Here is a 25,890-nt window from a genome sequence, read left to right on the forward strand (position 1 = left end):
GACGAAAGGGTTCCTTTCACTGGTGGGGCTTAGCTACCAAGGGAGAACGCGTCGAGGTCGTCGGCGAAGGAGTGCCGGGCCGCCGACTGATCTTCCGGTGAGGATTCTTCGGCCTGCGGTCCGACGGTTGCTTCGGGCACGGTCTGCTTGCTGCGCAGGCTGACCGGCTCCCGCCGCGGGAGCGCACCGGACTCTACTGGGCCGCTCTGCTCCGCGAGCGCGGAGGTCTCGTTAGTCTCATCCGTCCCACCCGTATCGCCGTGGAGCGGGATCGACGTCTTCATGGTGTCGGTGGACAGATCCGGCGACGGCTGCTGGCTGGGCGCCGGCGCGAACTGCGCCGCAGGCGGCCGCTGCTGCGGCTGCTGCGGCTGCTGGGGTTGTTGCATCGGGAGCGATCCGGTCTGGGGCGCGGCCTGCTGGGTCGGCCTCCGGAGGGGACCGAGCGACGACTGCGCGGGTTCCGGACGGGTCGGTCGGGGCGCCTGCTGCGCGACGGGCTGGGGTCCTCGTCGCCGTGGGGCGGGAGGCAGCACCGCGACGCTGCTCGCGCTCGAGGACCTCGGCAGCTCGGCAGGCTCCATCGGCGCGACCGGCAGCTCGCACAGGAGCTGCGCCGGCACGGTCACCATCGCGATCATCCCGTTGCCGGGCGCGGGGCGGGTGGCGAGGCGTACGTCGATGTCGTACTTGCGAGCGATCCGGTGCACCACCGGGAAGCCGGTGTGGCTCCCGGACTTGCTGACCAGCTCCACGATCGGGCCAGCCAGCAGCGCGTTGAGGCGTCCCACCGAGCGCTCCGGGATCCCGATGCCGGTGTCCTCGATGCGGAAGAGGACGTCACCGGCGTCGGCCAGGTGGACGTTGACCGTCACCGTCCCCGGGGAGTATTTGGTCGCGTTGTCCAGCAGCGCGGCGATCAGGCAGGAGACGTCGTCGGCGGCGTAGCCGATCACGGCGAGCTCGCTCACCCGGCCGATCGTGACCTGGTTGTAGCGCTCGATGCTCGACAGCGCCATCCGGATGATGTCGAGCAGCGAGGTGTCGATGCCGCCCATCTCGTCCTCGGCTCGGCCGGCGAGCGTGCGCATGTCGCGGCTCGCGCGCCGCATGCGGGTGACCGCGTGGTCGACCTCGTAGAGCTTCTTCAACCGCTCGGGGTCGTCCTCGTCGGCCTCGAGATCGTCGAGCGACATGCGCATCTGCTCGGCCAGGCTGATCAGGTGGAGCCCGAACTGCTCCATGATCTCCGGCCAGGCCTCGTCCTCCTCCTGGGTCGGCGCAGGCGTGGAGTAGCTCGATGACGTGACGAGCGCCGGCGTCGAGGCCGGCGTCGGTGGCGCGACAGGTGTCGGTGGCACCGCTGGGAAGGGCGCAGCCTGGGCGTTGGTCGGAGGGAACGAGCGAGCAAGACCCGGATCTGACTGCTCAGCGAGCGTCGCAGTCTGGGGCCCCCGGCGCTTCAACAAGCGCAGGCTCCAGCGTGTCATGAGGCGGCACTTTCAATTGTGGAGAAGGAAACGGAGCGGTGATCAGATTGGCACAACCGGAGCGCGAGCGCAGAGGTTACGCACCCAGAAGCAGACAGTGTCCTAGGTCCCCCGTCCCAAGTGGCTCAGGCGCGCCGTCACCTCTCGACGAGGTGGCCCGATCCTACGCACCGCCCGGCTCAGCCCGCCAGCAGGCGCAGAGTCTCCTCGCGGGCGGGCGCGGTGCGCGGGTCCGTCCCCTCGTACGCAGATCCGACCGGGTTCACCATGACCTCGTCCACGCCGTACTCCACGGCCATCTCGTCCAGCCGCGCCTTCGCCTCCGCGGCGGAGCCGATGATCCAGCGGCCGCGCATCGTGTCGACGAGCCCCTGATGGGCCTCGGGGATCTCGGTCTTCTCGGCCTCGTCGATGCTGGGCTGCGCCGTCAACGGCTGGCCGGTGCGCAGCTTCAGCATGGTCAGCAGCTGAGGCAGCGCGCGGCGGTCCGCCTCCTCCGCGGTCTCGGCGACGCTCGCGTTGACCGTCAGGAACGTCTTCGGCTCACCGAGCAGCTCGGAGGGCCGGAAGGTCGAGCGGTAGAGGTCGATCATCGCCTTGGTGTCGGTGCCGTTGCCGGCGAAGTGGTGGGCGAAGACGTACGGCAGCCCCTTCTCCGCGGCGAGACGGGCCGAGTAGTCGGAGGAACCGAGCAGCCAGAGCTCGGCGACCGACGTCGCTGACGGGGTCGCGTGCAGGACGTGCTGGCGGCCGCCGGCCATCAGCCCGACGCCCTCGGGTGCCATCATCGCGACGATGTTGTCGAGGTATTCCGGGAAACGATTGACCGCGTCGTCGGTCACTCCCCCGGCGCCGTGGCGCAGCGCCCACGAGGTGACCGGGTCGGTCCCCGGCGCACGACCGATGCCGAGGTCGATCCGGCCCGGGAACGCCGCCTCCAGCAGCGAGAACTGCTCGGCCACGACCAGCGGTGCGTGGTTGGGCAGCATCACTCCCCCGGACCCGACCCGGATCCGCTCGGTCGCACCCGCCACCAGCGAGATCAGCACCGGCGGGTTGGTCGACCCGACCGCCGGCATGTTGTGGTGCTCGGCGAGCCAGTAACGCTCGAATCCCAGCTCGTCGGCGACCTTCGCCAGCGACAGCGTCGCGGCCAGGGCATCTGCGGAGGACTGGTCCTTGCGGACCGGGACGAGATCGAGAACGCTCAGCTTCACGTAGAACCACAACCCCCGCCGAGACGTCAGTTATTCCGGCCGGGTTGGCATCGGAGTGACCACTCGGCCGACGTACGTGACGCCTCGGCCGACCGGGCTGACGCCTCGGCTTCAGGCTGGCGGGAGCAGGGCACGGAGGCCGTCGGCGACCGCCGAGCGCCACCAGGCGTAGTCGTGACCGCCGTTGTGCTCCTCGGAGGTGACGTCGATCCCGGCCGCCCGGAGACGGTCGACGAGGTCGTGATGGAGCTCGTCGAGGACCCACTCCTGGGTGCCGTGCGCCAGATGCACGCGGGTCTTCGCGTCCGGCGAGACCGCGTCGGCGAGGTCGTCGAGCCACAGCGAGGCCGACTGGCTGGCGACACCGTGGATGTGCTCGGGATAGGTGAGACCGGCACGCAGCGCGGTGACGCCGCCGAGGCTCTGACCCACGACGTACGTCTCCTCGGTCACGGCGCGACGCTCGCGCACCCACGGGAGCAGCTGGTTGACGATGTAGTCGGCGCCCTCACCGCCGGCGAGCTCCTCCCAACGCTTGTCGCGGCCGCCGGAGGCGGGCAGGACGCAGCGTACGTGGCGGAGGTGGCCGTCCGCGATCAGGTTGTCGAGGGTGGTCGGCAGAGAGTGGTGGTCGGTCCAGATCTCGCCGTCGAGCGCGACCACGAGCGGCAGGTCGACGTTGAGGCCGGCGCCGGCGGGGTCGTAGAGCCAGACATCGCGTCCGTCGGGGCCCGCCTCCAGCGTGACGGTGCCGGGAACGACGTCGTCGCGGTGGTACAACCACGGCTGCAGCGGAGCGTCGGGCAGCGAGACGACGGACTGCTTGATGCCCTGCCGGTTGTGGCACCAGTCAGGGTTGAGCGGGTCGAGGTAGCCGCGGTGGAGCACGGCACGGAGCTCGATCTGCCCCTCGCTCTCCCAGGGGGCGGGCTCGCCCGGGTGCTTGCACAGGAACGCGTACGACGCCCGCCAGTCGCGCTTCATCAGGAACGAGGCATGCCACAGATCGGTGCCCGTCTTCCGCTCGAGCATCGTGTCGGCGAGATGACGCTCGTCGGAGAGCCGGTTGGCGAACAGCAGCACCTCCTCGGCCTCGTCGTCGCGCCAGCAGAAGGTGACGATCACCTCGTCCTCCGCGCCCGCACTCGTCTCCTCGACGAGTGGGAGCGAGGTGGCGATCTGGTCCCAGAACATCTCGATGTCCTCAGGACTGAGGCGGTCGATGATCGCGCTTCGCGTCCGTGCTGTGGGGTTGGGTCGCGCTGCCATGGGTGGCCGCAACTGCGTGCTCATCCGGTTCTTCCTCCCGAGTACGGGGCTCTCCCTGTCCCCGCGGGCTGACCAAGTTACTCACAGTCGGGCCGACGCGCGAGGTACCGAGGTCCCTTTCTCTGTCAACTGACAGGTGATGTCGGATATCCGCCAGTCAGAGCTGTGGACGAACGCGATTCGTTCAGTTTCCTATCAGGTTCCTGTCAGTTCCCTGTCAGTTCCCGGTCCGCCTGTCGGCACAGATCGCGACGGCACCGAGGAATCCGGGGGCTTCCCACTGGGTGATCCGGGCGCCGCCGAGCTGGTCGGCCGGACCGTTGTCCGCGAGGACATCCAGACGCTGCGCCGCCGCCATGCTGCCGTGACCGGCCTTCACCAACGCCTCCTTGCGCACCCACAACCGCGTGAACGCGTACGCAGCGTCCTGCTGCCCTGCCACCCAGGCCGCCTCGCGCGACGAGAGCGCCCGGTCGGGGCCGCGCGAGACCCTCTCCACGTCGATGCCGCACCGCCGGGTGGCGGCGACGGCGGCGACCTGGCCGCGGGTGTGACTCAGGCTCACCCAGATCCCTGGAGCATCAGCGACCGCCGGCGCTCCGTGCTCCACGGCGCCACACCGACCACACCGCTGTCGGATGACCACGTCCTCCCGGTGTGCGCCCAGCAGCTCGGCCGAGCACTCGCGGACGAGGATGTGCGCGGCGACGTACGCCTGCTTGTCCGCCGCGGCCACGAGCCGGCCGTGACGGGCGAGCTCCGCGGTGGTGAGGAGCCCGAGGTCGGCGTCGATGTCGGGCACATCCGCGAAGCGCGCGACCACGACCGGCGCAACCTCGCCCATCACGCACGCTCGCGGTGACACCGAGGGGACGGACGACGCGTACAGCTCATCGTGCAAGCGTGCCATCCCGGCTCGGGTCTCATCGCGTTCGACCGCCGAGATCACCAGGGGTGGTGACCTCACCCAGGAGATCCTCGAGGATGCCCACGAACCGAGCGAGGCCCTCGTGGTCGCCGCCGGTGGGCACCAGCGCGTGGAGGCCTCGCACCGGTGCGTCGACGAGCGGGATCCCGACAACGTCCGGACGCAGCGTCGCGAGGGTGATGCCCGGGACGAGAGCCACCGCATGCCCGGTCGCGGCAAGCGCCACCTTCCCGGCGAGATCGGCAGCGTCCAGGTCGATCTTGGGGTCCACACCGGCGCGGGCGGCGTGCCGGCGCAGCAACGCTCGCGAGCCGTCGTTGTCCTCGGCCCAGACCTCCTCGGCGAGCTCCTCGATCCGGACCCTCCTGCGTCCGGCGAGAGGATGGTCGGCAGCGACCACGACCACCATCGCATCGGCGCCGAGCGGGATCGACCGCACCCGGTCGTCGTGCGGCAGCCCGGGTGGAGCATCGGTCACCAACGCCACATCGAGCTCGCCGTCCGCGACACGCGTGTGCAGATCACGAGTCAGTCCCGGCACCAGCGTCCAGCCCCACCCGGGGTCGGCAGCCAGAAACCGCCTGACCGCAGCCGGCGCCACCCACGTGGCGAGGGACGGGGTTGCACCGATGGCGAGGCGTCGCACGGGATCCGGGCTGCGAGCCGAGCGGAGCGCACGGTCGGCCTCGTTGACGGCGACCGTGGCGTGACGCAGGAAGGCGATCCCCGCGGCTGTCGGCTCCACCCCGCGAGCCTGCCTGTGCAGGAGGGCGGCGCCGACTTCGCGCTCCAGCGCTGCGACCTGTCGCGACACGGCCGACTGGGTGTAGCCGAGCTCCAGCGCTGCCGCCGAGAGCGATCCGCAACGACACACCGCCAGGAACGTACGCCACGACACCCACGACACACCCGCAAGCATGCCATGAGCGCATGGCTGGGATGCGGTTCTTACGCTTGTTGCATGGCTCTGGCCCCGGAAGAATTTCGGGCATGAGTACACGAGTGGCAGTGGTCGGTCTGGGGCGTATGGGCACCGCGATGGAGAGCCGTCTGCGCGAGAAGACGTACGACGTCGCCGGCTGGAGCCGACGGCACGGTGGTTCGCCGCAGGCCGCGGTCGCGGATGCGGACGTGGTCGTCCTGGCTCTCTTCGACGGGCGCGCTTGTGCGCAGGTCCTCGACCAGATCTCGTTGAAGAGCGGCGCTGTGCTGGTCAACACCAGCACGATCGCCCCCGACGAGGCAGCCGCGCTCAGCGAGCGGGTCGGGCCTGCGTACGTTCACGCCCCTGTTCTGGGCTCCGTGCCCGCCGTAGCGGACGGATGCCTGACCGTCCTCGCCGCCGGAGCGGAGGTTGCCCGTGTCCGCGGCGTCCTGACGGTGCTGGGAGACGTCATCGAGGTCGCCGATGCCGCCACTGCTGCCGCGCTCAAGCTCGTCGCGAACAGCAGCCTCGCCGGCGCGTTGCTCGCCCTTCGCGACTCGCTTCAGCAGGCCGACGCTCTCGGACTCCCCCGCTCGGACACGCTCGACGTGCTCGCACGAGGGCCGCTCGGCGGCCTGGTCAGCCGCAAGCGCCCCTTCCTGGACGGCACCGACTCCAGCCCTGCCGCGCAGTTCACCGTCGGCGCGCTCGCCAAGGACGCCACGCTTCTGGCCGATGCCACGCAGGTGCCGTTCCCCGTCGCCGACGTCCTCGCCCACAGCCAGGCCGGACCAGACGCCGACATCGGTCTCGTCGCGACCGAGGCGCCCGTCGACGATGCCGTCCTGCGGCCGTTGCGCGCCTACGTCGAGGGACATGCCTCCGGCGATCCGACCCACTTCGGCGACGCCTTTCTCCCGAGCGCCCACATCGAAGGACTTCGCGACGACCGGTTCGTCACCTGGACGCTCGATGAGTACGTCGCGCTGTTCCCCGGTCGTCCCGCCGCCGACGAGTCGACGAGACGCCGCCGGATCGACTCCGTCCAGGTCCACGGCACCGTCGCGACAGCGTCGATGACCCTCTGGCACGGCGCGGACACGTTCACCGACGTCTTCCTTCTGGTCGACATCGGCGGTCGGTGGTGGATCGCGAACAAGGCCTACCACCGCGACAGGACGCCCTGATCCAGGAGAGCGACGACGCTGACCCGGCCCGCAGGCTCAGTGACCGCCCCAGGGCACCCCGAGCTTGCCGAGCATCTCCTCGCCACCGTCGAGCGCGGTGAGCACCCAGGCGCCGTTGGAGGTGAGCGCAAAGGTGTGCTCGAAGTGGGCCGCCCACGAGCCGTCGTCGGTCACGACGGTCCAGTCGTCCTCCAAGGTGGTGACCTCGGGGCCGCCGAGGGTGAGCATCGGCTCGACGGCGAGCGCGATCCCGCGCTGCAGCTTGGGGCCCTTGCCCGGCTTGCCGTAGTTGAAGACCGACGGCTCCATGTGCATCTCGGTGCCGATGCCGTGGCCGCTGAACTCCTCGAGGATCCCGTAGTCCCCCTGGGAGTCGACGTAGGTCTCGATGGCGTGCGAGATGTCGGTGACCCGTCCGCCGAGGCGGGCCGCGGCGATGCCGTGCCACATCGACTCCTCGGTGACGCGCATCAACTCGGAGACCTCCTCGGGGACCGACCCCATCGCCACCGTGATCGCGGCGTCGCCGTGCCAGCCGTCGACGATGGCGCCGCAGTCGATGGAGATGATGTCGCCGTCCTGGAGCACCCGGGACCCCGGGATCCCGTGGACCACGACCTCGTCGACCGAGGCACAGATCGAGCCCGGGAATCCGTGGTAGCCCTTGAACGACGGGACGCCACCGCGGGACCGGATCGAGTCCTCGGCGATGGCGTCGAGCTCGAGAAGGGTGACTCCGGGCCGCGCTGCGGCCCGGAGCACCTCGAGCGTCTCGCCGACGACGAGGCCGGCGGTGCGCATCTTCTCGACCTGCTCAGGGGTCTTGATCTGGACTTTGTTCATGAAGCCCATGGCTCCCCCGTTGCGTGACTGTGTTGGACCTGAAACGTGTGGTGTCTCAGGACTCAGGGACGATGTCGAGCTCGTCGAAGATCCGCTTGGTGACGTCCTCGACCTCGCCCAGACCGTCGATCTCGTGGACGAGCCCGCGACCCTTGTAGACCTCGATCAGCGGAGCGGTCTCCTCGAGGTAGACCTCCTGACGACGCCGGATGACCTCGGCGGTGTCGTCGGCGCGGCCCTCGAGCTCGGCGCGCTGCAGCAGCCGCTGGACGATCTCGTCCTTGTCGACCGTCAGCACGACCACCGCGTCCAGCGCGTGGCCGGTGAACTTGATCATCCCGTCGAGCTCTTCGACCTGCGCCAGCGTGCGCGGGTAGCCGTCGAGCAGGAAGCCGTTGGCGGCGTCGGGCTCGTCGATGCGGTTGCGGACCATCAGGTTGGTCACCGAGTCCGGGACGTACTCGCCCTTGTCCACGTAGGACTTCGCTTCGATGCCGAGCGGGGTGCCCGCGCTCATGTTCGCGCGGAAGATGTCGCCCGTCGAGATCGCCGGGATCCCGAAGTGCTCGGCAATGAACTTCGCCTGAGTGCCCTTGCCGGCTCCCGGCGGGCCCATGATGATCAGTCTCATCGGAGGAACCCTTCATAGTTGCGCTGCTGGAGCTGGCTCTCGATCTGCTTCACCGTGTCGAGGGCGACGCCGACCATGATGAGGATCGAGGTGCCACCGAACGGGAAGTTCTGGTTGGCGTTGATGAGCGCCAAGGCGATCAACGGAATGAGCGCAACCAGACCGAGGTAGAGCGAGCCCGGCAGGGTGATACGGGACAAAACGTAGGACAGGTAGTCCTCGGTCGGCTTCCCGGCCCGAATTCCTGGAATGAAGCCACCGTATTTCTTCATGTTGTCGGCGACCTCCGGGGGGTTGAAGGTGATCGACACGTAGAAGTAGGTGAAGAAGATGATCAGCGCGAAGTACGTCGCCATGTAGATCGGGTGGTCACCCTGGACGAAGTAGGTGTTGATCCAGTCGACCCAGGCGGGCGGGTTCTGCGAGTTCTGGTTGAACTGCGCCGCCATCGCCGGCAGGTAGAGCAGCGACGAGGCGAAGATGACCGGGATGACACCGGCCTGGTTCACCTTGAGCGGGATGTAGGTCGAGGAGCCGCCGAACATCTTGCGGCCGACCATCCGGCGGGCGTACTGGACCGGGATCCGGCGCTGGGCCTGCTCGATGAAGATGACCGCCGCCATGATCGCGAGACCGATGACGAGCACGATCGCGAAGGTCCACCAGCCCTTGTCGTTCTTGACCGCCCACATGGTGGCGGGGAAGGTGGCGACGACCTGGGTGAAGATCAGGATCGACATACCGTTGCCGATGCCGCGCTCGGTGATGAGCTCGCCGAGCCACATGATGACCGCGGTGCCGGCGGTCATGGTGATGACCATGACCAGGAAGGTGGCGGTGCCGTCGTCGTGCAGCAGGGGCTGCGTACAACCCTGGAGGAGGTCGCCGGAGCGGGCCAGGGCGACGATGCCGGTGGCCTGCAGGACCGCGAGGCCCAGGGTCAGGTAGCGGGTGTACTGGGTGATCTTCGTCTGCCCCGACTGACCCTCCTTCTTCAGCCGCTCCAGCCGCGGGATCACCACGACGAGCAGCTGCAGGATGATGCTCGCGGTGATGTACGGCATGATGCCGAGCGCGAAGACGGTCAGCTGCAGCAGGGCGCCGCCCGAGAAGAGATTGACCAGGTTGTAGAGGCCGGCGCTGTCACCGGACTGAGCCGCGTCCAGACATTGCTGGACGTTCGCTACGTGAACGCCGGGGGCAGGGATCTGGGATCCCGCTCGGAAGATCACGACGATCAGGAGAACGAAGAGCAGCTTCTTGCGCAGGTCCGGGGTACGGAACGCTGATGCGAACGCGCCAAGCACGAATGGTTCCTCTTTCGACAATCAGGGGTCGCAGGGCCTGCGCCGTTGCGAAAACCCGTGGCAGCCTAACAGCCTCCACGGCAGCTCATGCACGTAGGGCTGAAACAGCGGGAGCGCGGCCGGGTCCCCGGAGGGGCGACCCGGCCGCGCTTCCACGTAACAGGCTCTACGTTAGTAGAACTGTCAGAGAACCGTGACAGTTCCGCCAGCAGCCTCGATCTTCTCCTTGGCGGTGCCGGAGAAGGCGTTGGCGCTGATTTCGACCTTGACGGACAGGTCGCCCTGCCCAAGGACCTTGACCGGGTGGCCCTTGCGGACGGCACCCTTCTCGATCAGGGTCTCGGGGGTCACGACGCCACCCTCGGGGAACAGCTCGTTGAGCTTGTCGAGGTTGACGACCTGGAACTCCACCTTGAAGGGGTTCTTGAAGCCCTTCAGCTTGGGGAGCCGCATGTGCATCGGGGTCTGGCCACCCTCGAAGTAGGCAGGGACCTGGTAACGGGCCTTCGTGCCCTTGGTACCACGGCCGGCCGTCTTACCCTTGGACGCCTCACCACGACCCACACGGGTCTTGGCCTTCTTGGCACCGGGAGCCGGCGCCAGGTTGTGCACCTTGAGTGCCATATCAGTCGACCTCCTCGACCGTCACCAGGTGACGGACGGTCTGGACCATGCCGCGGATCTCCGGGCGGTCCTCCTTGACGACCACGTCGCCGATCCGCTTGAGACCGAGCGTACGCAGGGTGTCTCGCTGGTTCTGCTTCAGACCAACGAGGCCCTTCTTCTGCTGGACCTTCAACTGCGCCATCAGGCCGACACCTCCGCCTTGGGCTCCACAACCTCGGCCTGCGCCTTGAGCAGGGCCTCGGGAGCGACGTCCTCGACCGGGAGACCACGACGGGCGGCGACTGCCTCAGGCTGCTCGAGCATCTTGAGGGCCTCCACCGTCGCGTGGACGATGTTGATCTGGTTGGACGAACCGAGCGACTTGCTCAGCACGTCGTGGATGCCGGCGCACTCCAGGACGGCGCGCACCGGGCCACCGGCGATGACACCGGTACCAGGGGCGGCCGGACGGAGAAGGACCACACCAGCGGCCTTCTCACCCTGCACCGGGTGCGGGATCGTGCCCTGGATGCGGGGAACGCGGAAGAAGTGCTTCTTCGCTTCCTCGACACCCTTGGCGATCGCCGCGGGAACTTCCTTCGCCTTACCGTAGCCGACGCCGACCAGACCCTCGCCGTCACCGACGATCACGAGGGCGGTGAAGCTGAAGCGACGACCACCCTTCACGACCTTGGCAACTCGGTTGATCGCGACGACCTTCTCGATGTAGGCGGTCTTGTCGGCGCTCTGGTTGCGACGGTCGTCGCGACCTCGGCGCTCGCCACCACGCTGTCCGCGCTGGGCTCCGCTCATCAGACTTTCCTCTTCTCTCGTTCGATCGTTGCGATCAGAAGGTCAGACCGGCCTCGCGCGCGCCATCGGCGAGCGCGGCGACACGGCCGTGGTACTTGTTGCCGGCACGGTCGAAGACCACGGTCTCGACTCCAGCGGCCTTGGCACGCGACGCAACCAGCTCGCCGACCTGCTTGGCTTTGGCGGTCTTGTCACCGGAGGCCGAGCGCAGGTCGCCCTCGATGGTCGAGGCCGAGGCAAGCGTCTTGCCGGCCAGGTCGTCGACGACCTGGGCGGTGATGTGCTTGGCCGACCGGGTCACGACGAGGCGCGGACGCTCCGGCGTACCCTCGATCTTCTTGCGACCGCGGGCCTGACGACGCAGGCGCGAGCGGACACGGGAAGCGGTGTGCTTGTTGTTCGACAGCGAGATGGCCATCACTTACCAGCCTTTCCGACCTTGCGGCGGATGTTCTCGCCGGCGTAACGAACGCCCTTGCCCTTGTAGGGCTCCGGCTTGCGCAGCTTGCGAATGTTGGCCGCAACCTCACCGACGAGCTGCTTGTCGATGCCGACGACGCCGAGCTTCGTCGGGCCGTCGGTGGTGAAGGTGATGCCCTCGGGCGCGTCGAAGATGATCGAGTGCGAGTAGCCCAGCTGGAACTCCAGCTTGGTCGGACCCTTCGACAGGACGCGGTAACCCACGCCGACGATCTCGAGCTTCTTCTCGTAGCCCTCGGTGACACCCAGGACCATGTTGTTGATCAGCGTGCGGGACAGGCCGTGCAGCGCCTTGTTGTCCCGGCTGTCGTCGGGGCGCTTGACCTCGAGGACGCCACGGCCCTCGTCGTCCTGGCCCTTCTCAACGGTGATCGGGTCGACCACGGTGTGCGACAGGGAACCCTTCGGGCCCTTGACGTTCACGACCTGGCCGTCGATGGTGACGTCCACGCCGGCCGGAACCGGGACGGGGAGCTTGCCAATACGCGACATGTTCTTCTCTCTCCCTTCCCTGATTACCAGACGTAGGCGAGGACTTCCCCACCTACGCCCTTCTTGTTCGCCTGGCGGTCGGTCAGCAGACCCTGGCTCGTCGAGATGATCGCGACGCCGAGGCCGCCGAGCACCTTGGGGAGACCGGTGTGCTTCGCGTAGACACGCAGACCGGGCTTGCTGATGCGGCGTACGCCGGCGATCGAGCGCTCACGGTTGCGGCCGTACTTGAGGGTGATGGACAGGGTCTTGCCGACCTGGCCCTCGGTGGGCTCCAGCACCTCGTACTTGGTGATGTAGCCCTCCTGCTGGAGGATCTCAGCGACGCCCTGCTTCAGCTTGCTGTACGGCATCGAAACCGCATCGTGGTACGCCTGGTTGGCGTTACGCAGACGAGTGAGCATGTCTGCGATCGGGTCAGTCATCGTCATTGGCCGAACGGCCCTTTCTCGTAGTGGTTTCCTCACGACACACGGTCATGAGGACCTTCAACGTCAGTGGTTGGAACGGTGATCGCTCACCAGGAGGACTTGGTGACGCCGGGCAGCTCGCCCCGGTGGGCCATCTCGCGCAGGCAGATACGGCACAGGCCGAACTTGCGGAACACGGCCTTCGGGCGGCCGCAGCGCTGGCAGCGGGTGTAACCGCGAACCGCGAACTTCGGCTTACGAGCGGCCTTCACCTTGAGAGCGGTCTTCGCCATCTCAGTTGTTCTCCTTGAACGGGAAGCCGAGCGCCTTGAGCAGCGCGCGACCCTGGTCGTCGTTGGTGGCAGTCGTCACGAGGGTGATGTCCATGCCCCGCGAGCGGTCGATCTTGTCCTGGTTGATCTCGTGGAACATGACCTGCTCGGTGAGACCGAAGGTGTAGTTGCCGTTGCCGTCGAACTGCTTGCCGTTCAGGCCGCGGAAGTCCCTGATGCGGGGCAGCGCGAGCGAGAGCAGGCGGTCGAGGAACTCCCACATGCGGTCGCCGCGCAGCGTGACGTGCGCACCGATCGGCATGCCCTCACGCAGCTTGAACTGCGCGATGGACTTCTTCGCCTTGTTGATCAGCGGCTTCTGGCCGGTGATCGCGGTCAGGTCGTTGACGGCGCCCTCGATCAGCTTGGAGTCGCGGGCAGCCTCGCCCACACCCATGTTGACGACGATCTTGGTCAGACCGGGGATCTGCATGACGTTCGGGATCTCGAACTCGGCCTGCAGGGCCGGGGCGATCTCCTCGCGGTACTTCGTCTTGAGGCGCGGGGCCACAGCGGTGTCGGTCATGATCAGATGTCCTTACCGGTCTTGCGCGAGATGCGAACGCTGCGCTCAGCGGCGTACGTCGACCCGTCGGGGCGACGCTTCTGGACCGTCTCACGGCGGAAGCCGACGCGAACCGGCTCGCCACCCTCGAGCAGCTGGACGTTGGAAACGTGGATCGGGGCCTCGGTGGTCACGATGCCGCCGGTGGTGCCGGCGCGACCGCCCTGGTCCTGGACCTTGGTGTGCTTCTTGATGAGGTTGATGCCCTCGACGATCACACGGTCCTCAGCGGTGAGGACAGCGATCACCTTGCCGGAGCCGCCCTTGTCCTTACCAGCGATCACCTTGACGGTGTCGCCCTTCTTGATGTGCGAGCGACCCATCACAGCACCTCCGGCGCGAGCGAGATGATCTTCATGAACTTCTTGTCGCGCAGCTCACGGCCAACCGGGCCGAAGATGCGGGTGCCTCGCGGCTCGCCGTCGTTCTTGAGAATGACGGCGGCGTTCTCGTCGAAGCGGATGTACGAACCGTCGGCACGGCGGCGCTCCTTGACGGTGCGCACGATGACGGCCTTGACGACGTCACCCTTCTTCACGTTGCCACCGGGGATAGCGTCCTTGACGGTGGCGACGATGGTGTCGCCGATGCCGGCGTAGCGACGACCGGAACCACCGAGCACACGGATGCAGAGGATCTCCTTCGCACCAGTGTTGTCGGCGACCTTGAGTCGCGACTCCTGCTGGATCATTACTTCTCCTTGTCGAGCTGGTTCTCTCCCCGCTCCAGGGCGGGTGAGCCTTGCCGAACGTAATGGGATTGGCGGGCCGCAGGCCCAGCTACCAATGGTCGCTGGGCCTGCACCCTTGGGTCAATTTGGCGACGTACGCCGCCAGCCGGATCTGCCTCTTTCGAGGCGCAGATCACTTGGCGCGCTCGACGACCTCGACGAGGCGCCACCGCTTGGTCGCGGACAGCGGCCGGGTCTCCATGACCAGGACGCGGTCGCCGATGCCGGCGGTGTTCTGCTCGTCGTGAGCCTTGAGCTTGCTGCTACGGCGCATGACCTTGCCGTAGAGCGGGTGCTTCACGCGGTCCTCGACCTCGACGACGATGGTCTTGTCCATCTTGTCGCTGACGACGAGGCCCTCGCGCACCTTGCGCGTGTTGCGCTCGGTGGTGTCCTGGGTGGACTCGGTTGCCATCTCAGGCCTCCTCAGTGGTCTCGGCGCCCGGGGCCACGCGGATACCGAGCTCGCGCTCACGCACCACGGTGTAGATCCGGGCGATGTCCTTCTTGACGGTGCGGAGCCGACCGTGGCTCTCCAGCTGGCCGGTGGCCGCCTGGAACCGGAGGTTGAACAGCTCCTCCTTCGCCTCGCGCAGCTTCGCCTCGAGGTCGACGTCGGTGAGCTCGTCCAGCTCGAACGCCTGCAGGGAGTTAGCCATCAGAACTCACCAGCCTCTCGCGTGATGAAACGGCACTTCATGGGCAGCTTGTGGATCGCGCGGCGCATCGCCTCGCGGGCCGTGTTCTCGTCGACACCGGAGAGCTCGAACATGACGCGGCCCGGCTTGACGTTGGCAACCCACCACTCGGGCGAACCCTTACCGGAACCCATGCGGGTCTCAGCAGGCTTCTTGGTCAGCGGGACGTCGGGGTAGATGTTGATCCACACCTTGCCGCCTCGCTTGATGTGACGAGTCATCGCGATACGCGCTGCCTCGATCTGGCGGTTGGTCACGTAGTGACCCTCGATCGCCTGGATGCCGTAGTCACCGAAGGCCAGCTTCGTGCCGCCCTTGGCCACGCCAGTGCGCTTCGGGTGGTGCTGCTTGCGGTGCTTGACTCGACGGGGCATCAGCATGGGTCAGCCCTCCTGGGTCGTGGTCTCGGCGGCGGGAGCCTCAGCGGCAGCCGGCGCCTCAGTCTTCGCCGCGCGGTCAGCGCGGTTCGGGCGGTCACCACGGGAGCCACGCGACGGACGGTCGCCGCGGCCACCGCGACGGTCGTTGCCACCGCGGCCCGGGACGCCCGCACGGGCGGCCTGGGCGGCCTGACGCTCGGCGCGCGAGCCGGAGACCTCGCCCTTGTAGATCCAGACCTTCACGCCGATGCGGCCGAAGGTCGTGCGGGCCTCGTAGAAGCCGTAGTCGATGTCGGCGCGCAGGGTGTGCAGGGGCACGCGGCCCTCGCGGTAGAACTCCGTACGCGACATCTCGGCGCCGTTCAGACGACCCGAGCACTGGATCCGGATGCCCTTGGCACCGGAGCGCATGGTGGTCTGCATGGCCTTGCGCATCGCGCGACGGAACTGCACGCGACCGCTGAGCTGCTCGGCGACACCCTGGGCGACCAGCTGAGCGTCGACCTCGGGGTTCTTGACCTCGAGGATGTTCAGCTGAACCTGCTTGCCGGTGAGCTTCTCCAGCTCGGTGCGGAGGCGGTCGGCCTCGGCGCCGCGACGGCCGATGACGATGCCGGGACGCGCGGTGTGGATGTCCACACGGACGCGGTCACGGGTGCGCTCGATCTCGACCTTGGCGATGCCGGCCCGCTCCATGCCCTTCGACAGGAGCTTGCGGATCTTGACGTCCTCGCCGACGTACTCCTTGTACTGCTTGTCGGCGTACCAACGCGACTTGTGGTCGGTCGAGATGCCCAGGCGGAAGCCGTTCGGGTTGATCTTCTGACCCATTACTTCTTACCGCCCTTCTCGACGACGTCGGCCGGCTGAACGACCAGGGTGATGTGCGAGGTCCGCTTGTTGATGCGGGTCGCACGACCCTGGGCGCGGGGACGCCAGCGCTTCATGGTCGGACCTTCGTCGACCATGGCGACCGAGACGACGAGGTCGTCGCGGTCCAGACCCTCGGTCGACACCGCGTTGGCGATGGCGCTCTCGAGGACCTTGTAGACAGTCTCAGAGGCTGCCTGCGGCGCGAACTGCAGCAGGGACAGGGCCTCGTCGACGGGCAGGCCGCGGACCAGGTCGACGACCCGGCGCGCCTTCAACGGGGTGATCCGCACGAAGCGGGCACTCGCGAAGGCACCCGGCTGGTCGCCGAGGAGCGACTCGCGGCGGGCGCTTACGCGCACACGCTCGGTGGTGCTCATTCTCGTATCTCCAGATTCCTAGGTAGGTAGGGCACCACCGCGTCAGCGGCGGCGACCCTTCCGGTCGTCCTTCACGTGACCCTTGAACGTGCGGGTCGGGGCGAACTCGCCCAGCTTGTGACCGACCATCGAGTCGGAGACGAAGACCGGGACGTGCTTGCGACCGTCGTGCACCGCGATGGTGTGACCGATCATCTCGGGCACGATCATCGAGCGGCGCGACCAGGTCTTGATCACGTTGTGGGTGCCCTTCTCGTTCTCGGCGTCGACCTTCTTCTGAAGGTGGTCGTCGATGAAGGGGCCCTTCTTCAGGCTGCGAGGCATTGCTTACTTCCTACCCTTCCCGCTCTTACGGCGGCGGATGATCTGCGAGTCAGAGGCCTTGCGCTTGCGCGTACGGCCCTCGGGCTTACCCCAGGGGCTGACCGGGTGACGGCCACCAGAGGTCTTACCCTCACCACCACCGTGCGGGTGGTCGACCGGGTTCATGACGACACCACGGACGGTCGGGCGAACGCCCTTCCACCGCATACGGCCGGCCTTACCCCAGTTGATGTTGGACTGCTCGGCGTTGCCGACCTCACCGACGGTGGCGCGGCAGCGCACGTCGACGAAGCGCATCTCACCCGAAGGCATACGCAGCGTGGCCTTGGAGCCCTCACGAGCGACCAGCTGGGCGCTCATGCCGGCGGAGCGGGCGATCTTCGCGCCGCCACCCGGGCGCAGCTCAACATTGTGGATGGTGGTACCAACCGGGATGTTGCGCAGCGGCAGGTTGTTGCCGGGCTTGATGTCAGCAGTGGGACCGGACTCCACGACGGTGCCCTGGCTCACGCCGACGGGCGCGAGGATGTAGCGCTTCTCGCCGTCGAAGTAGTGCAGCAGGGCGATGCGGGCGGTGCGGTTCGGGTCGTACTCGATGTGAGCGACCTTGGCCGGCACGCCGTCCTTGTCGTAGCGACGGAAGTCGATGATCCGGTACGCACGCTTGTGACCGCCACCCTGGTGACGCGTGGTCACGCGACCCTGGTTGTTGCGGCCGCCCTTCTTGGGAAGGGGCTTGGTCAGCGACTTCTCCGGCGTGGTCCGAGTGATCTCGGCGAAGTCGGCCACCGACGAGCCACGACGGCCCGGGGTGGTCGGCTTGTACTTACGAATAGCCATGTTCAGTCAGTCCTTCTCACGCGCCGAAGATGTCGATGCGGTCGCCCTCAGCCAGGGAGACGATCGCGCGCTTGGTGTCGGGGCGCTTGCCCAGGCCGTAACGCGTACGACGGGCCTTGCCCTTGCGGTTGATCGTGTTGACCGAGGTCACCTTGACGTCGAACACCTTCTCGACCGCGATCTTGATCTCGGTCTTGTTCGCGTCGGGGCGAACGATGAAGGTGTACTTGTTCTGGTCGAGGAGGCCGTAGCTCTTCTCGGAGACCACCGGCGCGATCAAAATGTCGCGGGGGTCGTAGTGCAGCGTGCTCACTTGTCACCCTCCTCGTCTGACACAGTCTCAGCCTTCTTCTTGCCGGCCTCGACGAAGCCTGCGGCGATGGCGTCCTCGGCGGACTTGAAGTAGAACTCCGCCTTGGTGGACTCGTACCAACGGCCGCCCGGGGCGTGGAACTTCTTGTCCTTGCCCTTGACGTTGCCCTTGATGTCGAAGCCCTCGGGAGCCGAGCCGTCCTCGAGCGGTGCGACAGCACCCTCGGGCAGGTCGATCTCCTTGGCGGGCTCGGCGGCGGGCTCCTTGATCGCGTCCTTCTCGACCTCACCGATGGTGACGGTCTCCTTGGCAGCGACGACCGGCTTGCCCGAGACGAAGATCTCGTAGGCCGGCTTGGAGAAGACAACATCGTCGGAGACGAGGACGTCGTAGGTGTTGAGCTGGTCGGCCCAGAGCAGGTGCACCTCGGGCGCGTTGCGCAGGCTCAGCGCGGCGGTGGACTCGGAACGGTCCAGCACCACGAGGAAGCGCTTCGCGTCGGAGATCGCCTTGAGGGCGGTCAGCGCGGTCTTGGTCGAGGGCGCCTCGAAGGCGAACTCGGCCACGTGGATCTGGCCGGCGCGAGCCCGGTCGGAGAGGGCACCGCGGAGAGCGGCGGCCTTCATCTTCTTGGGGGTGCGCTGGCTGTAGTCACGCGGCTGCGGGCCGTGGACGGTGCCACCACCGGCGAACTGCGGCGCGCGGGTCGAACCCTGGCGGGCGCGACCGGTGCCCTTCTGCTTGTAGGGCTTGCGGCCACCGCCGCGGACCTCGCCGCGGGTCTTGGTGGCGTGCGTGCCCTGGCGCGCAGCAGCCTGCTGCGCGACGACGACCTGGTGGATCAGCGGGATGTTGACCTCAACATCGAAGATCTCAGCCGGGAAGTCGACCTTGACGGTCTTGATAGCCATGATCAGGCCTCCAGCTTCTTGGCAGCCGAGCGGAGGACCACGAGGCCACCCTTGGGGCCAGGAATGGCGCCCTTGACCAGGATGAGGCCCTTCTCGGTGTCGACGGCGTGCACGGTCAGGTTCTGGGTGGTGACGGTGTCAGTACCCATGTGGCCGGCCATGCGGACGCCCTTGAACACGCGACCCGGGGTGGCGCAGGCGCCGATCGATCCCGGCTTGCGGTGGTTGCGGTGAGCACCGTGGGAGGCGCCGACACCGGAGAAGCCGTGACGCTTCATGGTGCCCGCGAAGCCCTTGCCCTTGGAGGTGCCCGTCACGTCGATCTCCTCGCCCACGGCGAAGGTGTCGACGGGGAGCTCCTGGCCGGCGGAGTACGACGCGGCGTCGGCGGTGCGGATCTCGGCCAGGTGGCGGCGCGGCGTGGTGCCGGCCTTCTCGAACTGGCCGGCGCCCGGCTTGTTCACCTTGCGGCCGTCGATCTCGCCGTAGCCGATCTGCACGGCGTTGTAGCCGTCGGCCTCGGGGGTGCGGACCTGGGTCACGACGTTGGTGTTCGCCGCGATGACGGTCACGGGGACGACGACGTTGTTCTCGTCCCACAGCTGGGTCATGCCGAGCTTGGTGCCCAGGAGACCCTTCACGTTGCGTTCGATCGTCATGTCGTCAACCTCAGAGCTTGATCTCGATGTCGACACCAGCAGGCAGGTCGAGCCGCATGAGGGAGTCAACAGTCTTCGGGGTCGGGTCGATGATGTCGATGAGGCGCTTGTGGGTGCGCATCTCGAAGTGCTCGCGCGAGTCCTTGTACTTGTGGGGCGAGCGGATGACGCAGTACACGTTCTTCTCGGTCGGCAGCGGCACCGGGCCGGCGACCTTGGCACCCGTACGGGTGACCGTGTCCACGATCTTTCGCGCCGAGGTGTCGATCACCTCGTGGTCATAGGCCTTGAGCCTGATGCGGATCTTCTGTCCCGCCATCTGTCTCTCTCGTCCTTCTTGGTCAGCGTGCCGCGTGCTACAGGCTTCCTCCGGCTGAGTCGGCCCGGTTGCTCACCTCTGGCTCCGACCCCCGCGGTCGGGCGTGTCGCTAACTTTTCGCAAGCGAACGCCGAATTCTCGACGGGACTTTCACCATCAGCTTCACTGGAACCACGCCTTCGGGATGGGCACACGGCGACCACAGACCACATCCGGACAGGCTGATCAGCCTGCTCAGGTGACGCGATTCAGTAGTCAAGGTGTGCGCACCCCAGCGAACAGTTCACCGGAGCAACCAGAGAATCTTGTCACGCGTACGCAGGTGGCTCCAAATCAACGATGTCGCCTGGGTCGCTCTGAGAGGATGCCCCCAACCGGGCGAGTTCGCCGGTCGTCGCGACGAGGAGCATCAGGATGTCAGGAGCGTGGCCACCCCCACCGGGTGAGCAACCTCAGCAGAGTGCAGCGACCCCGCTCACCCCTCCCCCGCCGCAGCAGACGTGGACGCAGCCGACCTGGGCGCAGCCGCTGCCGCCGGCGCACAAGCCAGGAGCGATCCCGCTGCGGCCGCTGGGGCTCGGTGACATGCTCGACGGCGCCTTCCGGCTCGTACGCTTCAACCCCGGCGCCACGGTCGGGGCCTCGGTCCTCGTGGCGGCCGTGGCGATGGCCATCCCGCTGGGGGTGACCACAGCGTTGACCTTCACCGGCAACAGCCTGGAAGGGTTCGGCGTCGGCCTCGAGGATCCGGGCTACGAGCCCGGCACCTCCGAGATCATCGGCATGCTGGTGGCCGTCGGCTCGCTCCTTCTCGGCACGATCCTGCAGTCGATCGGCACCATCCTGGTCGCCGGGATGATCTCCCACGTGGCCCTCGCCGCCGCGATCGGCCGCAAGCTGACCCTCGGTCAGGCGTGGGCCGCGACCCACGGCAACCGCTGGCGGCTGATCGGGCTCGCGCTGCTGACCACGGTGTTCTTCACCGTGGTCCTGGCGATCGCGGTGACGCCGGTGGTGGTGCTCGCGATCGTCGTCGACAGTCCGGTGCCGGCCATCCTGGCCGGCGTCCTCATGCTCCTGCTGCTGGTCGTGGTCTCCATCTTCCTGGCAGTGCGGCTCTACCTGCTCGCGGTGCCGGCGCTGATGCTGGAGAACGCCGGGGTCTTCGGTGCCATCGGCCGGGCCTGGCAGCTCTCGGCGAGGCAGTTCTGGCGACTCTTCGGGATCGCGCTGCTCGCTGCGATCATCGTCGGCTTCGCCTCCCAGATCGTCGCCTTCCCGGTGAGCATGATCGCCAGCGTCGTGGGCGTCGTGCAGCCTGATCTCTACGTCTTCGCGATGATCGTCGGAAGTGCGGTCTCGACCGTCGTCTCCGCTGCGATCGTGACCCCGTTCAGCGGCGCCGTGACCAACCTGCAGTACCTCGACCAGCGCATCCGCAAGGAGTCCTACGAGGTCGAGCTGATGGAGCAGGCCGGACTGCTGACCAGATGATCCACCTCCGACAAACACCTCCGCTCGACCCGTCGCCCGAGGAAGGTCGGTCCTGGCTCCGGCGCGAGCTGGCCGACCCGGCCTACCACGACCTCGACCTCGTCGAGCGGATCCGGCGCTGGATCGAGCGCACGCTGTCCGACGGCCTGCCGAACGCCGGAGACCTGCCGTGGGCACAGACCCTCGCCGCCCTGGTCGTCTTCGCCGCGATCCTGGTCGGGCTCGGCCTGCTGGTCTCGCGGGCCCGGCGCACCCCCCGGGCTGCCCGCGATCGCAACGGGGACGTCCTCACCGACGAGTCCCTCTCGGCGGCCGCGCTCCGGGCGCGTGCCGAGGCTGCGTACGCCTCAGGGGATCACGGCGCCGCGGTGATCGACGGGTTCCGAGCCCTGGCCAGACGGCAGGTCGAGCGCGGCCGGCTCGCCGAGGACCCCGGCCTCACCGCGGCCGAGGTCGCGGCGAGCCTGGAGCGGGAGATGTCGCTCGAGGGCCGGGCCGGGAAGGCTGCGGAGCTGTTCAACGAGGTGCTCTACGGCCACCATCCCGCGACGCGTGATCAGGCCGAGGGCGTGCTCGCCCTCGAGCAGGAGCTGGCGGTGGCGCGATGAGCGAGCGAGCACCGGCCCCAGCAGGCCCGACCGCGGCACGGCCGGGCTGGTTCCGACGACGCCGACCGTTGCTGGCCGTCGCGGTGGCCTTCGTGATCGCGGTCGTGCTGGCGTACGTCGCGACACCGAAGGGCGGGGCGTCCTATGCGCCCTACGACCCCGAGAGCCCCGATCCCGACGGCACCCGGGCGCTGGTCCAGGTGCTCGAGGAGCACGGGGTCGAGGTGGAGATCGTCCGGTCCTCCCGGGCTCTGGACGACGCCGAGATCGAGGCGGACACGACGGTCTTCGTGACCGGGACCGACGCGCTCGGCGAGGAGACCGCCTCCCGGCTGCGCGAGCGCACCGACGACGCCGCCGACCTGATCCTGGCGGAACCCGCGCCGTACGTGTCGGCGATGCTCGGCATCCCCTATGCGGTCGCTCAGACTCCCGAGACGCTCGAGGCCGGTTGCGCCGACCCGCGCTGGGAAGGTCTCAGCATCCAGGCCGATGCGGTCACCGCCTACGACGCCGGCTCCTGCTTCCCGCACGCCGACGGCGCGGTGCTCGCACCCGCGGACGGGCTCACCATCTGGGGTGCGCCGCAGGTGCTGACCAACGATCAGATCCTGCGGGCGGACAACGCGGCGGTCGCGCTGCGGCTCCTGGGCGAGAGCGACCATCTGGTCTGGTACGTCCCCTCTCTCGACGACCTCGCCCCCGACGAGAGCCACTCCCCGTCATCGCTGCTGCCGCGCTGGATCGGCCCGGCGTTGTGGCTCCTGTTGTTCGCGGTGATCGCCTTCGCCGTCGCCCACGGGCGGCGGCTGGGCCCGTTGGCCGTCGAGCCGCTGCCGGTCCACGTCCGTGCCGGCGAGACGACCCGCAGCCTGGGCCGGCTCTACCGCCGGGCCGGCGACCGCGCGCACGCCGCAACGACGCTCCGGCACGCCGCCCGCACCCGTCTCGCGCGGCGGTTGCGGCTGGGCCGGGATGCCACCCGGGAGGCGGTCGTACGCGCCGTCGCCCACCGCACCGGACGACCCGAGCTCGAGGTCGCCGCGTTGCTCACCGATGCTCCGATCGAGAACGACCAAGACCTGATCACGCTGGCCAATCAGCTGGCGGCCCTTGAGGAAGAGGTACGACACCCATGACCCAATCCGAGACCATCCCCTCCGTGTCGCCCGACGGCGCGCGCGAGCGGCTCACCGCGGTCCGGGCCGAGGTCGCCAAGGCGGTCGTCGGGCAGGATGCTGCGGTCTCCGGGCTGCTGGTCGCGCTGGTGTGCGGTGGCCACGTACTCATGGAAGGCGTGCCCGGCACCGCCAAGACCCTGCTGGTGCGGTCGCTGTCGGCCGCCTTGTCGGTGGAGACGCGCCGGGTGCAGTTCACCCCAGACCTGATGCCCGGCGACATCACCGGCTCGATGGTGGTCGAGTCGACTCACGGCGAGCTCACCTTCCGGGAGGGACCGGTCTTCACCAACCTGCTCCTCGCCGACGAGATCAACCGCACCCCGCCGAAGACGCAGTCGGCGCTGCTCGAGGCGATGGAGGAGGGCCAGGTCTCGGTCGACGGGGTGACCCGCGCGCTGCCGCGCCCGTTCCTGGTGGCCGCGACCCAGAACCCGATCGAGTACGAGGGTGTCTACCCGCTCCCCGAGGCCCAGCTGGACCGGTTCCTGCTGAAGGTGGTCCTGCCGGTGCCTGAGCGTGCCGACGAGGTGCAGATCCTCGCCCGGCACGCCTCCGGGTTCGACCCGCGCGACGTCGCCGGCGCCGGGGTCACCGCGGTCGCCACGGGTGCCGACATCGAGGCCGCCCGGCAGCATGTCGCGACCGTGCAGGTGTCCCCCGAGGTCACCGGCTACATCGTCGACATCGCCCGGGCGACCCGCGAGTCCCCGTCGCTGTCGGCCGGGGTGTCCCCGCGTGGCGCCACCGCCCTGCTCCGCTCAGCGCGCGCCTGGGCGTGGCTCGCCGGCCGCGACTTCGTCACCCCCGACGACGTGAAGTCCTTGGCCCATGCCACCCTGGCGCACCGGCTCGCGCTGCGTCCGGAGGCCGAGCTGGAGGGCGTCCAGGTCTCCCAGGTCCTCTCCTCCGCCATCGGCGCCGTCCCTGTCCCGCGATGACCATCACCTGGCGCGTCCCGCTGCTGTTGCTGGCCGGGATCGTCCCGGTCGTGCTGCGGCCGACCCAGAGCACCGCCGTGCTCTGGGTCGCGATCGTCGTGGCGCTCACGCTCCTCGACGTGCTGCTGGCGCCGAAGCCGGCAGGACTCGAGATCACCCGCACACCGCTCGGCGGGATCCGGCTGGGTGACTCGACGACCTCGGACCTGATCGTTCGCGCTCCCGATCACCGGGTCCGGGCGCTGGTGCGCGACGCATGGCAGCCCACGGCGGGCGCGACGGACAACCGCCACCGGATCCGGCTCGATCGCGGCGACAGCACCAGGCTGCGTACGCCGCTGCGGCCGCGCCGCCGCGGAGATCTGCGCGCGCTGGGCGTGACCGTGCGAGCCTACGGGCCTCTCGGCCTCGGCGCCCGGCAGCGCACCATCCCGGTCGAGGGAACAGTGCGCGTGCTGCCCGCCTTCGAGTCCCGCAAGCATCTTCCGTCTCGACTCCAGCGGCTGCGCGAGCTCGATGGTCGGGCCGCGGTCCGCGTGCGCGGGCAGGGGACGGAGTTCGACTCGCTGCGGGAGTACGTCCGCGGCGACGACGTACGCTCCATCGACTGGCGCACCACCGCTCGCTCCCGCACCGTCGTGGTCCGCACCTGGCAGCCAGAACGGGACCGCCGCGTGATCCTCGTCCTCGACACCTCCCGCACTTCGGCCGCCCGGGTCGAGGGCGCCGCCGGCGGCGTACCTCGGCTCGACTCGGCCATGGATGCGGGCCTCCTGCTCGCCGCCATCGCCTCGCGGGCCGGCGACCGGATCGACTTCGTCGCCGGCGACCTGCGCGTACGCTCCCGGCTCCGCCTCGCCGGCCAGCGCGACGTCACCCAGCGGCTGCAGGAGTCGATGGCCGACCTCGAGCCGTTGATCGCCGAGGCCGACTGGTCCCAGCTCGCCGGTGCCGTCGCCGGCCTCGGCCGCCACCGCGCGCTCGTCGTCCTGCTGACGCCCCTCGACCCGCACGCGATCGAGGAGTCGCTCCTCCCCGTCCTGCCGGTGCTGACGCAGCACCACCGCGTCGTCCTCGCCTCGGTCCGCGACCCCGAGCTCGAGGCCACTGCCGCCGCCCGCAGCTCCCTCGAGGACGTCTACGCCGCAGCCGCCGCCGAGCAGACCCTCCGCCGACGCGACCACACCGCCGCCATGCTCCGCACCCTCGGCGTGGATGTCGTCGACGCCGACGCCGAGTCCCTCCCGCCCGCTCTCGCCGACCACTACCTGCAGCTCAAGGCCACCGGTCAGCTCTGATCAGTCGAGCAGCCGGAGGTCGAACCGGTCAGCTACCGCCGCGTGGAGGTCGGAGTCGGGCACGAGATGGACGACGACGCTCTGGCTTTCGTCCGCGAGGGATACGAGATATCGACCTCCCTGCCAGAGCTCAGCCGAAAAGGCGTACGGCGCGACCTGGACGAAGCTTTCCCACAGGCGGTCGTCGGCGGAGTCCACAAGGTTGGTCGTCGCATAGTCCTCGTACCGCGCTGTCGTTCCCTCAAGTGAACGCAGGAAGGCTCGGGCGTCATCGACCGCAGGCGGCGCCTCCGCGAAGGCCGGCATGTCGGTCTGGAACTTGGATCCATACGGCCGAAGCATGTTCAGGAGCGCGCGGACCTCGTCTCGCTGCTCGTCGTCAGTCACACCTGGCGGGTACTCGACCGCGTACGCCTTGGGTCTGTCAGCTCTCGATCCCCGCCACCATGCCA

The 25,890-nt window shown here is 68.4% G+C and carries 36 protein-coding genes; 6 read left to right on the forward strand and 30 right to left on the reverse strand.

Features of this window, described 5'->3' with window-relative positions:
* Nucleotides 1-29: 29 nt before the first annotated feature.
* The 5 genes from WBG06_RS01810 to WBG06_RS01830 all read right to left on the reverse strand — a co-directional run bounded on the left by WBG06_RS01810 (nt 30) and on the right by WBG06_RS01830 (nt 5,823).
* Nucleotides 30-1,361, reverse strand: coding sequence for a sensor histidine kinase (locus tag WBG06_RS01810; protein ID WP_336734564.1), 1,332 nt, complete (start codon nt 1,359-1,361; stop codon nt 30-32).
* Between the two features lie 308 nt (nt 1,362-1,669).
* Nucleotides 1,670-2,707 (reverse strand): LLM class flavin-dependent oxidoreductase, encoded by a 1,038-nt coding sequence (locus tag WBG06_RS01815; RefSeq protein ID WP_336734566.1) that lies wholly within the window; start codon nt 2,705-2,707, stop codon nt 1,670-1,672.
* Nucleotides 2,708-2,818: 111 nt separating this feature from the next.
* The gene (locus WBG06_RS01820) at nt 2,819-4,000 is read right to left on the reverse strand and encodes an enterochelin esterase domain-containing protein (RefSeq protein WP_336734568.1); all 1,182 of its coding nucleotides are present in this window, start codon (nt 3,998-4,000) and stop codon (nt 2,819-2,821) included.
* A 193-nt stretch (nt 4,001-4,193) separates the two neighbouring features.
* The gene (locus WBG06_RS01825) at nt 4,194-4,943 is read right to left on the reverse strand and encodes a 4'-phosphopantetheinyl transferase family protein (protein ID WP_336734570.1); all 750 of its coding nucleotides are present in this window, start codon (nt 4,941-4,943) and stop codon (nt 4,194-4,196) included.
* Nucleotides 4,900-5,823: a LysR family transcriptional regulator gene (locus WBG06_RS01830; protein ID WP_336734572.1), complete on the reverse strand. Its 924-nt coding sequence runs from the start codon at nt 5,821-5,823 to the stop codon at nt 4,900-4,902. Before WBG06_RS01830 ends, WBG06_RS01825 begins: the two co-directional genes overlap by 44 nt.
* A gap of 71 nt (nt 5,824-5,894) precedes the next feature.
* Here WBG06_RS01830 and WBG06_RS01835 point away from each other — a divergent pair, with 71 nt between their 5' ends.
* Nucleotides 5,895-7,016: a nuclear transport factor 2 family protein gene (locus WBG06_RS01835; RefSeq protein ID WP_336734574.1), complete on the forward strand. Its 1,122-nt coding sequence runs from the start codon at nt 5,895-5,897 to the stop codon at nt 7,014-7,016.
* Nucleotides 7,017-7,052: 36 nt separating this feature from the next.
* Here WBG06_RS01835 and map read toward each other — a convergent pair whose 3' ends face one another.
* The 24 genes from map to rpsJ all read right to left on the reverse strand — a co-directional run bounded on the left by map (nt 7,053) and on the right by rpsJ (nt 19,919).
* The gene (gene map, locus WBG06_RS01840) at nt 7,053-7,868 is read right to left on the reverse strand and encodes a type I methionyl aminopeptidase (protein ID WP_336734576.1); all 816 of its coding nucleotides are present in this window, start codon (nt 7,866-7,868) and stop codon (nt 7,053-7,055) included.
* Nucleotides 7,869-7,914: 46 nt separating this feature from the next.
* Nucleotides 7,915-8,490, reverse strand: a complete 576-nt coding sequence (locus WBG06_RS01845; protein ID WP_336734578.1) for an adenylate kinase — start codon at nt 8,488-8,490, stop codon at nt 7,915-7,917.
* A complete protein-coding gene (gene secY / locus WBG06_RS01850) occupies nt 8,487-9,797 on the reverse strand; it encodes a preprotein translocase subunit SecY (RefSeq protein WP_336734579.1) in 1,311 nt (436 codons plus the stop codon). Before secY ends, WBG06_RS01845 begins: the two co-directional genes overlap by 4 nt.
* 183 nt (nt 9,798-9,980) lie before the next feature.
* A complete protein-coding gene (gene rplO / locus WBG06_RS01855; RefSeq protein ID WP_336734581.1) occupies nt 9,981-10,421 on the reverse strand; it encodes a 50S ribosomal protein L15 in 441 nt (146 codons plus the stop codon).
* Nucleotide 10,422: 1 nt separating this feature from the next.
* Nucleotides 10,423-10,605: a 50S ribosomal protein L30 gene (gene rpmD, locus WBG06_RS01860; protein ID WP_008361029.1), complete on the reverse strand. Its 183-nt coding sequence runs from the start codon at nt 10,603-10,605 to the stop codon at nt 10,423-10,425.
* Complete coding sequence (rpsE, locus tag WBG06_RS01865) at nt 10,605-11,216, reverse strand: 30S ribosomal protein S5 (RefSeq protein ID WP_336734585.1); 612 nt, start codon at nt 11,214-11,216, stop codon at nt 10,605-10,607. Before rpsE ends, rpmD begins: the two co-directional genes overlap by 1 nt.
* Before the next feature lie 34 nt (nt 11,217-11,250).
* Nucleotides 11,251-11,634 (reverse strand): 50S ribosomal protein L18, encoded by a 384-nt coding sequence (rplR, locus tag WBG06_RS01870; RefSeq protein WP_008361025.1) that lies wholly within the window; start codon nt 11,632-11,634, stop codon nt 11,251-11,253.
* Nucleotides 11,634-12,188 (reverse strand): 50S ribosomal protein L6, encoded by a 555-nt coding sequence (gene rplF / locus WBG06_RS01875; protein WP_336734587.1) that lies wholly within the window; start codon nt 12,186-12,188, stop codon nt 11,634-11,636. The genes rplR and rplF overlap by 1 nt, the downstream gene beginning before the upstream one ends.
* A gap of 23 nt (nt 12,189-12,211) precedes the next feature.
* On the reverse strand, nt 12,212-12,619 hold the full coding sequence (gene rpsH, locus WBG06_RS01880; protein WP_040755997.1) for a 30S ribosomal protein S8: 408 nt from the start codon (nt 12,617-12,619) through the stop codon (nt 12,212-12,214).
* An 86-nt stretch (nt 12,620-12,705) separates the two neighbouring features.
* Entirely contained in the window at nt 12,706-12,891 is a 186-nt protein-coding gene (locus WBG06_RS01885; protein ID WP_017932844.1) for a type Z 30S ribosomal protein S14, read from the reverse strand.
* A gap of 1 nt (nt 12,892) precedes the next feature.
* Nucleotides 12,893-13,456, reverse strand: coding sequence for a 50S ribosomal protein L5 (gene rplE / locus WBG06_RS01890; RefSeq protein WP_183544357.1), 564 nt, complete (start codon nt 13,454-13,456; stop codon nt 12,893-12,895).
* Between the two features lie 2 nt (nt 13,457-13,458).
* Complete coding sequence (gene rplX / locus WBG06_RS01895) at nt 13,459-13,818, reverse strand: 50S ribosomal protein L24 (RefSeq protein WP_336734593.1); 360 nt, start codon at nt 13,816-13,818, stop codon at nt 13,459-13,461.
* Nucleotides 13,818-14,186: a 50S ribosomal protein L14 gene (gene rplN, locus WBG06_RS01900; RefSeq protein ID WP_008361015.1), complete on the reverse strand. Its 369-nt coding sequence runs from the start codon at nt 14,184-14,186 to the stop codon at nt 13,818-13,820. Before rplN ends, rplX begins: the two co-directional genes overlap by 1 nt.
* 172 nt (nt 14,187-14,358) lie before the next feature.
* On the reverse strand, nt 14,359-14,640 hold the full coding sequence (gene rpsQ, locus WBG06_RS01905; protein ID WP_336734596.1) for a 30S ribosomal protein S17: 282 nt from the start codon (nt 14,638-14,640) through the stop codon (nt 14,359-14,361).
* 1 nt (nt 14,641) lies between these two features.
* Nucleotides 14,642-14,884 (reverse strand): 50S ribosomal protein L29, encoded by a 243-nt coding sequence (gene rpmC, locus WBG06_RS01910; RefSeq protein ID WP_292648878.1) that lies wholly within the window; start codon nt 14,882-14,884, stop codon nt 14,642-14,644.
* Nucleotides 14,884-15,303, reverse strand: a complete 420-nt coding sequence (rplP, locus tag WBG06_RS01915) for a 50S ribosomal protein L16 (RefSeq protein WP_008361009.1) — start codon at nt 15,301-15,303, stop codon at nt 14,884-14,886. Before rplP ends, rpmC begins: the two co-directional genes overlap by 1 nt.
* Nucleotides 15,304-15,306: 3 nt before the next feature.
* Nucleotides 15,307-16,134, reverse strand: coding sequence for a 30S ribosomal protein S3 (gene rpsC / locus WBG06_RS01920; RefSeq protein ID WP_045550115.1), 828 nt, complete (start codon nt 16,132-16,134; stop codon nt 15,307-15,309).
* On the reverse strand, nt 16,134-16,553 hold the full coding sequence (rplV, locus tag WBG06_RS01925) for a 50S ribosomal protein L22 (protein WP_336734604.1): 420 nt from the start codon (nt 16,551-16,553) through the stop codon (nt 16,134-16,136). Before rplV ends, rpsC begins: the two co-directional genes overlap by 1 nt.
* Nucleotides 16,554-16,595: 42 nt before the next feature.
* Nucleotides 16,596-16,877: a 30S ribosomal protein S19 gene (gene rpsS, locus WBG06_RS01930; RefSeq protein ID WP_336734606.1), complete on the reverse strand. Its 282-nt coding sequence runs from the start codon at nt 16,875-16,877 to the stop codon at nt 16,596-16,598.
* A gap of 3 nt (nt 16,878-16,880) precedes the next feature.
* Nucleotides 16,881-17,717: a 50S ribosomal protein L2 gene (gene rplB, locus WBG06_RS01935; protein WP_008361002.1), complete on the reverse strand. Its 837-nt coding sequence runs from the start codon at nt 17,715-17,717 to the stop codon at nt 16,881-16,883.
* Nucleotides 17,718-17,733: 16 nt separating this feature from the next.
* Complete coding sequence (gene rplW, locus WBG06_RS01940) at nt 17,734-18,030, reverse strand: 50S ribosomal protein L23 (protein ID WP_008360999.1); 297 nt, start codon at nt 18,028-18,030, stop codon at nt 17,734-17,736.
* Nucleotides 18,027-18,941 carry a 50S ribosomal protein L4, sunset domain variant gene (rplD, locus tag WBG06_RS01945; protein WP_336734609.1) on the reverse strand — a complete coding sequence of 305 codons (915 nt, stop codon included), beginning with the start codon at nt 18,939-18,941 and terminating at the stop codon, nt 18,027-18,029. The genes rplW and rplD overlap by 4 nt, the downstream gene beginning before the upstream one ends.
* Nucleotides 18,942-18,943: 2 nt before the next feature.
* Entirely contained in the window at nt 18,944-19,600 is a 657-nt protein-coding gene (rplC, locus tag WBG06_RS01950; protein WP_336734611.1) for a 50S ribosomal protein L3, read from the reverse strand.
* 10 nt (nt 19,601-19,610) lie between these two features.
* A complete protein-coding gene (gene rpsJ / locus WBG06_RS01955; RefSeq protein ID WP_008360994.1) occupies nt 19,611-19,919 on the reverse strand; it encodes a 30S ribosomal protein S10 in 309 nt (102 codons plus the stop codon).
* Nucleotides 19,920-20,333: 414 nt separating this feature from the next.
* Between rpsJ and WBG06_RS01960 the strand changes: the two genes are divergently transcribed.
* From WBG06_RS01960 to WBG06_RS01980, 5 genes are read left to right on the forward strand one after another with little or no spacing between them, the layout of a single operon-like run.
* Nucleotides 20,334-21,413 carry a hypothetical protein gene (locus WBG06_RS01960; RefSeq protein WP_336734613.1) on the forward strand — a complete coding sequence of 360 codons (1,080 nt, stop codon included), beginning with the start codon at nt 20,334-20,336 and terminating at the stop codon, nt 21,411-21,413.
* Entirely contained in the window at nt 21,410-22,021 is a 612-nt protein-coding gene (locus WBG06_RS01965) for a DUF4129 domain-containing protein (RefSeq protein WP_336734615.1), read from the forward strand. The genes WBG06_RS01960 and WBG06_RS01965 overlap by 4 nt, the downstream gene beginning before the upstream one ends.
* Nucleotides 22,018-23,160: a DUF4350 domain-containing protein gene (locus tag WBG06_RS01970; RefSeq protein WP_336734617.1), complete on the forward strand. Its 1,143-nt coding sequence runs from the start codon at nt 22,018-22,020 to the stop codon at nt 23,158-23,160. The genes WBG06_RS01965 and WBG06_RS01970 overlap by 4 nt, the downstream gene beginning before the upstream one ends.
* Nucleotides 23,157-24,140 carry an AAA family ATPase gene (locus WBG06_RS01975; RefSeq protein ID WP_336734619.1) on the forward strand — a complete coding sequence of 328 codons (984 nt, stop codon included), beginning with the start codon at nt 23,157-23,159 and terminating at the stop codon, nt 24,138-24,140. Before WBG06_RS01970 ends, WBG06_RS01975 begins: the two co-directional genes overlap by 4 nt.
* Nucleotides 24,137-25,438: a DUF58 domain-containing protein gene (locus tag WBG06_RS01980; RefSeq protein ID WP_336734621.1), complete on the forward strand. Its 1,302-nt coding sequence runs from the start codon at nt 24,137-24,139 to the stop codon at nt 25,436-25,438. The genes WBG06_RS01975 and WBG06_RS01980 overlap by 4 nt, the downstream gene beginning before the upstream one ends.
* Here WBG06_RS01980 and WBG06_RS01985 read toward each other — a convergent pair whose 3' ends face one another.
* The gene (locus WBG06_RS01985) at nt 25,439-25,825 is read right to left on the reverse strand and encodes a hypothetical protein (protein ID WP_336734623.1); all 387 of its coding nucleotides are present in this window, start codon (nt 25,823-25,825) and stop codon (nt 25,439-25,441) included.
* Nucleotides 25,826-25,890: the final 65 nt, after the last annotated feature.

The organism is Nocardioides sp. CCNWLW239 (assembly GCF_037137035.1).
Classification (GTDB): Bacteria; Actinomycetota; Actinomycetes; order Propionibacteriales; family Nocardioidaceae; genus Nocardioides.